This is a genomic window from Spirosoma daeguense, assembly GCF_054776875.1.
Genome location: NZ_BAAHBF010000006.1, coordinates 323,471 through 334,264, shown reverse-complemented (window position 1 = coordinate 334,264; position 10,794 = coordinate 323,471). Strand labels below are relative to the sequence as shown.

Annotated in this window: 7 protein-coding genes; 5 read left to right on the top strand and 2 right to left on the bottom strand. The window is 48.2% G+C overall.

Translation table 11 applies throughout. The features are described from left to right. The first annotated feature begins 69 nt into the window (after positions 1-69). Positions 70-558, top strand: coding sequence for a hypothetical protein (locus ACYVD4_RS20645; RefSeq protein WP_460948957.1), 489 nt, complete (start codon positions 70-72; stop codon positions 556-558). 92 nt (positions 559-650) lie between these two features. Then, complete coding sequence (locus tag ACYVD4_RS20640) at positions 651-1,877, top strand: OmpA family protein (protein ID WP_460948955.1); 1,227 nt, start codon at positions 651-653, stop codon at positions 1,875-1,877. Positions 1,878-1,913: 36 nt separating this feature from the next. On the opposite strand, the gene ACYVD4_RS20635 is transcribed toward ACYVD4_RS20640, so the two are convergent. Both ACYVD4_RS20635 and ACYVD4_RS20630 read right to left on the bottom strand, forming a co-directional pair. Further along, entirely contained in the window at positions 1,914-2,960 is a 1,047-nt protein-coding gene (locus ACYVD4_RS20635; RefSeq protein WP_460948953.1) for a hypothetical protein, read from the bottom strand. Continuing rightward, complete coding sequence (locus ACYVD4_RS20630; protein ID WP_460949314.1) at positions 2,960-3,604, bottom strand: ABC transporter ATP-binding protein; 645 nt, start codon at positions 3,602-3,604, stop codon at positions 2,960-2,962. Before ACYVD4_RS20630 ends, ACYVD4_RS20635 begins: the two co-directional genes overlap by 1 nt. Before the next feature lie 329 nt (positions 3,605-3,933). Between ACYVD4_RS20630 and ACYVD4_RS20625 the strand changes: the two genes are divergently transcribed. The 3 genes from ACYVD4_RS20625 (at position 3,934) to ACYVD4_RS20615 (ending at position 10,794) form a co-directional block, all read left to right on the top strand. Next, positions 3,934-5,577 (top strand): pectate lyase family protein, encoded by a 1,644-nt coding sequence (locus ACYVD4_RS20625; protein WP_460948951.1) that lies wholly within the window; start codon positions 3,934-3,936, stop codon positions 5,575-5,577. A 124-nt stretch (positions 5,578-5,701) separates the two neighbouring features. Further along, positions 5,702-8,848 carry a DUF6298 domain-containing protein gene (locus tag ACYVD4_RS20620; protein ID WP_460948949.1) on the top strand — a complete coding sequence of 1,049 codons (3,147 nt, stop codon included), beginning with the start codon at positions 5,702-5,704 and terminating at the stop codon, positions 8,846-8,848. Then, positions 8,845-10,794 carry an exo-alpha-sialidase gene (locus ACYVD4_RS20615; protein WP_460948948.1) on the top strand — a complete coding sequence of 650 codons (1,950 nt, stop codon included), beginning with the start codon at positions 8,845-8,847 and terminating at the stop codon, positions 10,792-10,794. Before ACYVD4_RS20620 ends, ACYVD4_RS20615 begins: the two co-directional genes overlap by 4 nt.

Sequence of the window (10,794 nt, the reverse complement as noted above, 5' to 3'; positions counted from 1 at the left end):
GCTTTCAACACCATATTCGACGGATTTAGTAGTTATGTTCGCCCACCTTCCACTCTCAAATTCTACGCAATGGCAACAACGCAGGCACAGTACACCAAAACCCAGCAAGGTAATGGATACGTTTTTTATGTAACGCCAGCTTCGGTTCCCAAAAGTATCTTTCTACTTTTCGTTGTGGGCATACCAAGCTTTGTACTAATTACATTAGTGTTTTCCATGACTAATAGTATTATTTATAAGTTAATCGTATTGGCTCTGGTATGGTATGTATTTAAATGGGCATTGTCTGACAGACGTCCCAAAAACCACCATAATCCCAGCACGTTTATGGTAACATCTGATTATGTTGACGTAAATGGGAAGCGATTTGCCAAATCAGACATTCATGCCATACTGACGCAAAATATCTACAACGATAATGCTCCTAATATGGCTTATATGACTAGTAATCAGCAAATGGGGGCAGGCGTTCGCGAAGAATCAGCCAGAGTAAGTTATGCGTTGAATCTGGAGTCTGGGGGAAGGCCTATCAACTGGCAGGTGGTATGGACGACGTAACGGCCCGAGGATTACAAACCGACGTGAATCGTATTATTGGGATTGCCTAAATCAGCGCTACGTTATACATCATCACTGCTTCTCTTCTATCCATGTATTTTAAATTACACAGCACACTCAGTGCTACGTTAGTATGTTTCGGGCTGTGGCTTCATCCGGCAAAAGGTCAATCGGAACAGAACCTGATCAAAAACCCCGATTGTGAACTACCGCTGGTAAACAAACAAATTCCTTACTGGACAAATGTGCAGGGAAACCGTTGGGGAGTTCGTTCGCGTGATCCGCTGCCTCAAAGTGGTAAGAATTATTTTTTCCCCTGGGCGGTGCCCGAAGCCGAATTGGCGCAAACCGTTGACGTAGCAAATTACGCTGATTTACTAGCGCAAAATGGTATTCGCTTTCGCTTTTCGGGGTATGTTCGGTCGTGGCCGCAACGGCCTGCCGATCAGTCTCAAATCATTATTGACTTACTCGATAACCGTGAGACTGTGTTGATCTCGTACGACTTAGGGGTATACGATCAATACAGTGAATGGAAGTTGTTAACCAAGTTGTTTGTTCCTCCTGTTCAAACGAAGCAGATTAAAATCAGGTTGTTGAGTCACCGTAAAAACGGCGCAAACAATGATGGCTATTTCGATAATTTGTCGTTAGTGCCAGAAATAACAAAGGGAAATTCGACTCCAGCAATCGCTACGGTGCAGTCGACAATATCGGGGCAGGTTTTTGATAAGCAAACGCTAAAACCACTAAACGCCACACTGGTTGTTGTTGGTGATAAATCGCCCATGCAAACGATTACTACGAATCGTGATGGTACTTACGCTCTTACATCATCCACGAAAGACACATATATCGTTTCCATAACAAAAGACGGCTACCAATCACTACGTGAATCGGTTTCTATTGATAAAGCCAGTCAGATCAAGAACTTTTTCCTGTCGCCAGCTATAACCGAACCGAGGAAAGAACAAGAACCCATCCTTAATGAGCATGTAGTTCTGAAAAACGTACTGTTTAAGCTATCGACGGCAACTCTACTGTCAGAATCATTCCCTGAATTAGATAAACTGGCCGATTTGATGCAATCGAAGTCGACAATGAAAGTTCGTCTGGAAGGCCATACCGACCGAATAGGGGATGCCGCCAGTAACCTCAAACTGTCGCATGATCGGGTTGCGGAGGTCAAGCGTTATTTAACCAGAAAAGGAATTAATGCTACCCGCATCACAATAAAAGGATATGGGGATATGAAAACGATTTGCGCTCCTCCCTGCGAAGCCAACCGACGGGTCGAATTTATCATCACAGACCAATGAAAATTTGCCTTTTTACGCCTTCCTGAACGTAGCACTTCAGTACCATACGAGTGTAGCCAGACTCCATCCTAACAAAAACCAAACACCAACGGGCAGGCCAAACATGATAACGAGTAAACCAATGGCAAAGGCAGCAATAATACCCGTTAGCCAGTTATCGGGCATAATCTCATATCGATAAGCGAGACTGTGCATCATCAGCAACCAGCCCCAGCCTGTTAGCCATGCCAGAACAACGTAGTAAAGTGATACGTCAACAGGGCAGTTACGTAGTAAAATAAGGAGTTCGGGAAGCCAGAGCAGGCCATATGTCACTACGTATCGTCCGAAACGTTGAGCCCATGACAGCGGCAGGTTGGGTAGCAAAAGCAAATATTTTCGTTCGAACGAACTCACTTGCCCACCCACCTGTGCGTGCCCGAGAACAGCTAATAAAAGCCCGATCAGTAAAAGCCGTTCATCATAATCATCGGTCGGGTATAACCTGCAAACACCTGCGAGCAACAAACCCGAAAACGCTTTTGTCAGCACCAGCGAAAGGGGTTCATAGCGGAGCCAGTAAGCCGGAAAGAAAAGCTCGTAAGGTAACGTAATACGTAGTTGGGGTAGTCGAATGGCTTCGGGACTTGGGTTTCGAAGTCGGTAATCGTTGAGCCATGTTCCCCCCAGAATCAGGCAACTAATATAGCTTATTATAGCACTTAGCGAATCCCATTTCTGATACGTAGTAGCCAACTGAACCATCCAGCCAGCGTAAATAATAATAGGTGCCAGCAAACCGATTTGAATCGTCAGCCAGAGTGTCCATCGTTTAAAAGTTGGAACCAGCCAGAAGGTTTGCAGAAAGAGGTGTTCGGGAGCCGATAATTCCTGCCAGACAAACGAAACGGTTTTTAGTAGATATAAACTCCAAAGCACAAACACCAATGCCAGCAAAAACGGCGAGCCCAGTGCGGCCGTAATCAATGCCTTATGCTCACGGCCACTTAAAAAACCAAAAGCCAGCAAAACCAGCACGAGAAACGTACCAGCGTTGCGAGCATAAAACGGCCCTACGAAAACCCGATTGAGAAACGTAAGCATTAGCCTTGTATGGTTACAGGTGAAATAACGCCGTTTCCAACCTGCCAGATGCCTGTTAATTCCAGGCCCGTCAGTGCAACATCCTGATGTGATGTCAGAAAGAACGTAACGTTTTGTTCAGTGCGTAGTTGCTGAATGTATCCGAACAGTTTTGCCGCCGTTGCTACGTCCAGCGTAGTAAGCGGCTCGTCGAGTAAAACCAATTTGGGCGTACCGAGCAGTGCCAATAGCAGCGATAACTTTTTAAGCATACCACTCGAAAAGGTGCCCGTAGGTTGCGTCCAGAACGCATTTACACCCAATACGCCGGTCAATAAGTCAATTTGGCCCGCTGGCGACTGTTTAGCTTTTCCGACAAACTCCACCAGATCGCGAGGGGTTAGAAACGACGGATACAACGGTTCGGCTTCGGCATAGTTTACATACATCCGATAATCTACCGGATTCCGATTAATCTCATACTGATTGTTCAGTAAGACCTCTCCTGAAAAAGGCAGAAGGCCCGCCACAGTCCGAAAAAACGTTGTTTTACCAGAACCATTGCCGCCCCGGAAATAATGAACGCCAGCAGCCAGATGCAACTGCGGAACAGTCAAAACAGTACGCCCAGAATAGGCTTTGGTAAGATTGGTAATAGTGAGCACGAGGGAAGAAAAAATTGCGATTACGAGTTGGCAAAGTAACGGAATGGTTCTAAATACTTGTCCCCATTCGGCCCAGATATAGGCCATTTGTCAAAAATGAGCGTCCTTATACTCGTGAATCGGTTTGCAAAAACGTATCAATTCCACACTCTCAAAGCTGCTTACGAACGGATTCTATAGTGAATGATAATATCCTATACATTGGCGAAAAAATGATATAGATATTCCGCTATTTTTTAGCCTTATTTTGAACTTGATATACAATCTGAACGGACGCCTAAGTCAAGAAACTGGCCCCATGCAGATTTTTTCGTTAGAAATTAGCGATTATGAAAAAGCTGACTATTCCTGTTGCCCTTGCTGCTGCTCTACTTTTTATACAATATTCGGCTTCGGCCCAATACCCGACCATTCCGGCGGATGTGCAGAAAGAAAGCGATGAACTTCTGAAAGAAAGTCGTCGTCAGTCAGATGTCGCCTGGGAAAAAGCGAAACCGATCATCGAAAAAGAAGCAAAGGAAGGAAAACCGTACATTCCCTGGGCAGCGCGTCCGGTCGATCTACCACAGGCGAGCATTCCGGCATTTCCGGGTGCCGAAGGTGGTGGTGCTTATACGTTTGGCGGACGCGGTGGGAAAGTTATTGTAGTAACGAGTCTGGCCGATAGCGGCCCCGGTACGTTGCGCGAAGCCTGCGAACAGGGCGGTGCTCGCACAATTGTTTTCAACGTAGCAGGTATTATTAAACTGAAAACTCCACTGATAATCAGAGCACCATACATCACCATTGCGGGTCAGACGGCCCCCGGTGATGGTGTTTGTGTGGCCGGTGAATCGGTCTGGATCAACACCCACGACGTACTGATTCGGTTCATGCGTTTCCGGCGGGGTGAAACTGGTGTTGGCCGTCGCGATGATTCGATTGGTGGTAACCCGATTGGCAACATCATGATCGACCACGTATCGGCAAGCTGGGGTTTAGACGAGAATATGTCGATGTACCGGCACATGTACAACGATAGCACTGGCAAGACGATAGAAGAGAAACTGCCCACGGTGAACATCACGATTCAGAATTCGATTTTCTCGGAAGCGCTTGATACGTGGAACCACGCATTTGGCAGTACGTTGGGTGGTGAAAACTGTACGTTTACACGCAACCTCTGGGCCGACAACGCGGGCCGAAATCCGTCGATTGGCTGGAATGGGATTTTCAATTTCACCAACAACGTAATCTTCAACTGGGTACATCGCTCGATTGATGGCGGAGATTACACAGCTATGTACAATATTATCAATAACTACTTTAAGCCCGGTCCGCTAACCCCGAAAGATTCACCCCTTGCATACCGCATTTTGAAACCCGAATCCGGACGTAGCAAACTGCCGTATCGTGTCTACGGACGAGCTTTCGTTGCGGGCAATATTATGGAGGGCAACGAAAAAGTAACGAAAGATAACTGGGCAGGTGGTGTTCAGGTCGAAGATCTAGCCGATGCGGGTCAGTACACAGCCAATATTAAGTGGAAAGAACCGCTTCCGATGCCCAAAATGACGATTTTGCCAGCCAAACAGGCTTACGATTTTGTGCTGGCTAATGCTGGAGCGACGCTTCCCAAACGCGACCCAGTCGATACGCGCGTCATTGAGCAGGTACGTACTGGCAAGATTACGTATAAAGAAGGTGTGAAATTGCCCGAAACTCAGTTCAAGCATCGTCGTCTGCCAATTGATTCGTACAAAAACGGAATCATCACCGATCCGATTCAGGTAGGTGGTTACCCTGACTACAAAGGCACGCCGTACGTTGATTCAGACAAAGACGGCATGCCCGATGCGTGGGAAACCAAAAACGGCCTGAATCCTAAAGATGCCTCTGATGCGAGTCAGGACAAGAACAAAGATGGTTATACCAACATCGAAGATTACCTGAACAGCGTAGTATCGGTGCAACAGGTAAGACCGAGAACGTAGTAAAGATTGTCATCGTGTCGGACGGTCGGCTGCTGCCGTTCTCAAACCCGATACAATACTTAGCAATATGTCGGACGGTCGGCCACTGCCGTTCTCAAACCCGACACCATAACTTTCCAAACCCGTGCTTAAACCTATTCTTTTTGCCGCAATCACTACGTTACTTTTCGCCTTTTTGCGAATTGAAGAAACGTATGCGCAAAAGAATAAGCCAGTTCCGCCCAAACCGGTGGCGTTGGGAAAAGATGGACGCTTGACGTACACACCTGATGAACGAGGGAATCGTATTCCTGATTTTTCGTACTGTGGCTACAAAGCTGGCGAACAGACTATTCCGAACGTAGCGATTAAAGTTGTTGTACCCGCTCGGAAAGGCGACGCAACTCGGCGGATTCAGGCCGCAATCGACTACGTAGCATCGCTGCCCGTGGATAAAGATGGTTTTCGTGGGGCTGTTTTGCTCGAAAAAGGAACGCACGAAGTGGCTGGCAGCTTAAGAATTACAGCTTCAGGCGTAGTGCTACAGGGTAGTGGGATCAATGCTACTACGTTGCTTGGCACCGGATTCAGCCGTGATAATCTCATCACTATTTCTGGCAAAAACGACCGTCAGCTTTCTGCATCAATCAAGGTTTCGGATCACTACGTTCCAGTCAATTCTACTAAAATCAACGTAGCAAATTCAACTGATTTTAACGTTGGTGATTACGTTCAGATTCGGCGGCCATCGACCAAAGAGTGGATTCAGAAACTCGATACCGATACGTTTGGCGGAGGGATTTCGGCGTTAGGCTGGAAACCCGGCCAGCGTGACCTGTTCTGGGATCGACAGATTACAGCCATCAACGGTTCCGAACTTACCCTCGATGCCCCATTGACAACGGCACTGGATTCGGCCTATGGTGGCGGAACGGTTTCGCGCTACGTATGGCAGGGACGTATCAATCAATCAGGTATTGAAAATCTAATGCTTGAATCAACTTACGATAAAACCAATCCCAAAGACGAAGATCATCGCTGGATGGCCATTGTGATTAATAATGTGCAGGATGCGTGGGTTCGACAGATAGTTTTTCGGCACTTTGCGGGTTCGGCGGTGAACGTACAGGAAACGGCAAAACGAATTACCATAGAAGATTGTCAGTCGCTAGAGCCGGTTTCGGAGATCGGCGGAGAACGACGTAATACGTTCTTTGTGAGGGGGCAACAAGTTCTTTGTCAGCGAGTTTATGCTGAGTCAGGTATTCATGATTTTGCCGTTGGCTATTGTAGTGCGGGGCCGAATGCCTTTGTACAGTGTGAATCGCATTTGCCTTTCAGTTTTAGTGGTAGTATTGATAGCTGGGCATCGGGCGTGTTGTTCGACGTAGTGAATATAGATGGCAATGCGCTACGTTTCGCCAATCGGGGGCAGGACGAGCAAGGTGCGGGATGGAATGCTGCGAACAGCGTTTTCTGGCAATGTACAGCTTCGCGCGTCGATTGTTACCAGCCGCCTACAGCGCAAAACTGGGCGTTCGGTACGTGGGCGCAGTTTGCGGGCGATGGCTATTGGGATAACTCAAACGAGCATATTCAACCTCGTAGTTTGTATTACGCTCAGTTGAAAGACCGACTGGGGGATCAGATTGCAGGTAGAACAATTCTGTTGCCCGTTGAGTCAGAAGCGTCGAGCAGTCCGAAAATCGACGTAGCGGCCGAGTTAACAAAACAGGCGGTTAAGTCCGCACCGACATTATACGATTTTATCACTGCCGCATCTCAGCGTCAACCCATTCCTGCTACGTCATCGGCAAAGCCAATCGACGTTATTGGATTACCCAAAGAGCAGCTAGCTAAAAAATCTGAGCCAATGCTGATTCAGCAGGGGAAACTGGTTCGTGGCGGTACGTTGCTGACGGGGCGTCGGCAGGAAATTCAGTGGTGGAATGGTAGCGCCCGCCCGCATGGACTCGCCAATGCTAAACCGCATATCACACGCTACGTGCCGGGTATGACGGGGCGCGGATTGACCGATGATCTGGACATAATGACCGATTCTATGAAGGCCGACAACGTACTGGCCATCGATCATAACTACGGACTTTGGTACGACCGTAGGCGCGACGATCACGAACGAATTCGCCGGATGGATGGCGATGTTTGGCCCCCGTTTTATGAGTTGCCTTTTGCCCGAAGTGGCAAAGAAACCGCTTGGGATGGTCTCAGTAAATACGATTTAACGAAATACAATCACTGGTACTGGAATCGCCTGAAGCAATACGCTGATCTGGCCGACCAGAAAGGGCTGGCGTTGATTCACGAAAATTATTTCCAGCACAATATCATCGAAGCGGGCGCGCACTACGCCGATTTCCCATGGCGACCCGCTAATAACATCAACAATACCGGCTTCCCCGAACCAGTCCCCTACGCGGGCGACAAGCGAATTTTCATGGCCGAACAGTTTTACGACGTAGCACATCCGGTTCGTCGGGCGTTGCATCGGGCTTACATTCGTCAGTGTCTCAACAATTTTGTTGGCAATTCGGGGGTCATTCAGCTTATTAGTGCCGAGTATACCGGGCCGTTGGCTTTCGTGCAATTCTGGCTTGATACGATTGGTGAGTGGGAAAAGGAAACGGGTAAAAACGCTATTGTTGGCCTGAGTACGACCAAAGATGTGCAGGACGCAATTCTGGCCGATGCCAAACGTAGCGCAATCGTTGATCTGATCGATATTCGGTACTGGCATTATCAGGCTAATGGCACTACGTATGCACCCGCTGGTGGACAAAATCTTGCTCCACGCCAGCACGCCCGACTGACGCCACCTAAGAAAAGTTCGTTTGAGCAAGTCTATCGGGCGGTGCAGGAATATCGGCAAAAATTTCCCGCCAAAGCCGTTACGTATGCCGCCGACAGTTACGATTTGATGGGCTGGGCGGTGCTGCTGGCAGGCGGTTCCATGCCCAATGTTCCGTCAATAAGTGATCCGCAATTTCTGGCCGATATGGCTCAAATGCAGCCATTCGAATTGTCACAGAAACCAGCCAATCAATGGGCAATGGGTAGCGAAAAAACAGGATACGTGTTGTACAACGAATCACCCAACCCGACCGAACTTGACCTGAGTAAATCAGTTGGTTCGTTCACGGTAAGTTATATCAATCCCAAAACAGGTCAGATTTCAAAATCGAAAGAAGTCCTGAAAGGCGGAAGCGTCGTCAACCTAAAAAAGCAGGGCGACGGTGCGGAGGTAATTTGGGTTAAAAAAACTAAAGGATTATGAAGTTTATCCGCAAAAAATACTCAGAGGAAACCCCACCCCAACCCCTCCCTCGTAGGGAGGGGCTTAAAAAGCTACTGAAGGCAAGCCCCTCCCTGCGGGGTTGGGGTGGGGTTTTATTGGGGTTCATATTCTATTCCCTCCAAACCCACGCCCAGGACACCGTTCGCTACGTTGGTACTACGTTGTCGAACGTTGATTATCATCATGGGCAGTTGAGCCCGGCGGTGGGTGTGCATAACATTCAGGTATTTCGTGCCAATCGCGAGCATCCAGAACTGGCGGGTGGTCTGAACTGGACGTACAACCACGCGCCCATGCTGGCTTACTGGAATAGTACTTACTACGTTCAGTTTCTGAGCAATCCGGTTGGCGAGCACGAACCTCCGGGCGAAACGCTGCTGCTTAGTTCGAAAGATGGTCAGACCTGGTCGAAACCGACGGTGGTTTTTCCGCCTTATAAAATTCCCGACGGTTGGAAAAAGGAAGGTCGGCCAGAAGTTGCCAAAAACTTATCGGCGGTTATGCACCAGCGGATGGGTTTTTACGTAGCGAAAAACAAACGTCTGTTGACCCTTGGCTTTTACGGTATTGTGATGGGGCCGAAAGATGACCCCAATGATGGAAACGGCATTGGCCGGGTTGTTCGCGAAGTATATCCCGACGGCAAATTCGGACCAATCTACTTCATTCGAAACAATACGTCCTGGGACAAAAGCAAGTTAGCATATCCATTTTACACGACTTCGAAAGACAAGGGATTCGTGGAAGCCTGTAACGAACTACTGGCTAATCCGCTGATGATGCAACAGTGGCTCGAAGAAGCTGATCGCAACGACCCGCTTGTAAATCTGAAAGGCGAATTCAAAGCATTTAGTTACTATCATTTGCCTGACAATCGGGTGGTTGGTTTGTGGAAACATGCCTTAACCAGTATTAGCCCCGACGGTGGTAAAACGTGGTCGTACAAGCCGGTTCGGGCGCCGGGTTTTGTGAATAGTAACGCCAAAATATGGGGCCAACGTATCGCTGATGGTCAGTACGTTACGGTTTATAATCCATCGGAGTTTCGCTGGCCGCTGGCGCTGTCGACCAGTAAAGACGGCCTGAATTATACGAATCTGTTGTTGGTCAATGGCGAGATTACATCCATGCGTTACGGTGGCGCTTACAAATCATATGGCCCGCAGTACGTTCGGGGTATCGAAGAAGGAAATGGTACGCCACCCGACAATAATCTCTGGGTGACCTACAGTGTGAATAAAGAAGATATCTGGGTATCGAAAATTCCGGTGCCAGTCGCCGACAACGTAACGACTCATTCGAACGAAACCTTTGCTACGTTGCCTGCGGGGGAGGAATTGAAATTCTGGAACATCTATAGTCCCGTTTACGCATCGGCCAAAATCGAATCCAGCAATGGTGCCAAAGCACTGGTGCTACGTGACAAAGACCCGTTCGATTACGCCAAAGCTGAGCGCGTAATTCCTGATTCAAAAAAGCTAACCGTCGAGTTTTCGATAGTGCCGCAGCAAGCCAATAACGGTACGTTGCAGATTGAATTTCAGGATGCGAAAGGCAACGCAGCGGTACGGCTGATGTTCGATGCCGACAGCCTGTTCAAAGCCAAAGTGGGCTATCGTGATGCAACCATTCAGAAATACGAAGCAGGGAAACAATACGATGTTCGTATTGAGCTGGACCGCGACAAACGGATGTTTACAACGTTCGTGAACGGCCAGTCGAGAGGTAATCGAATCTTTTTTGCGCCTGTAGCTTCGTTTCAGCGAGTGGTTTTTCGTACTGGCGGCATTCGTCGTTTCCCCGATGCCGATACGCCGACTGATCAAAATTACGACCTGCCGAAAGGTGGAGAACTAGAAACTAGCGAAGCCGTCTACGTAATCAAGTCATTTAAAACGAGTTCGTTGCAAAATCGGGCGGAGTGA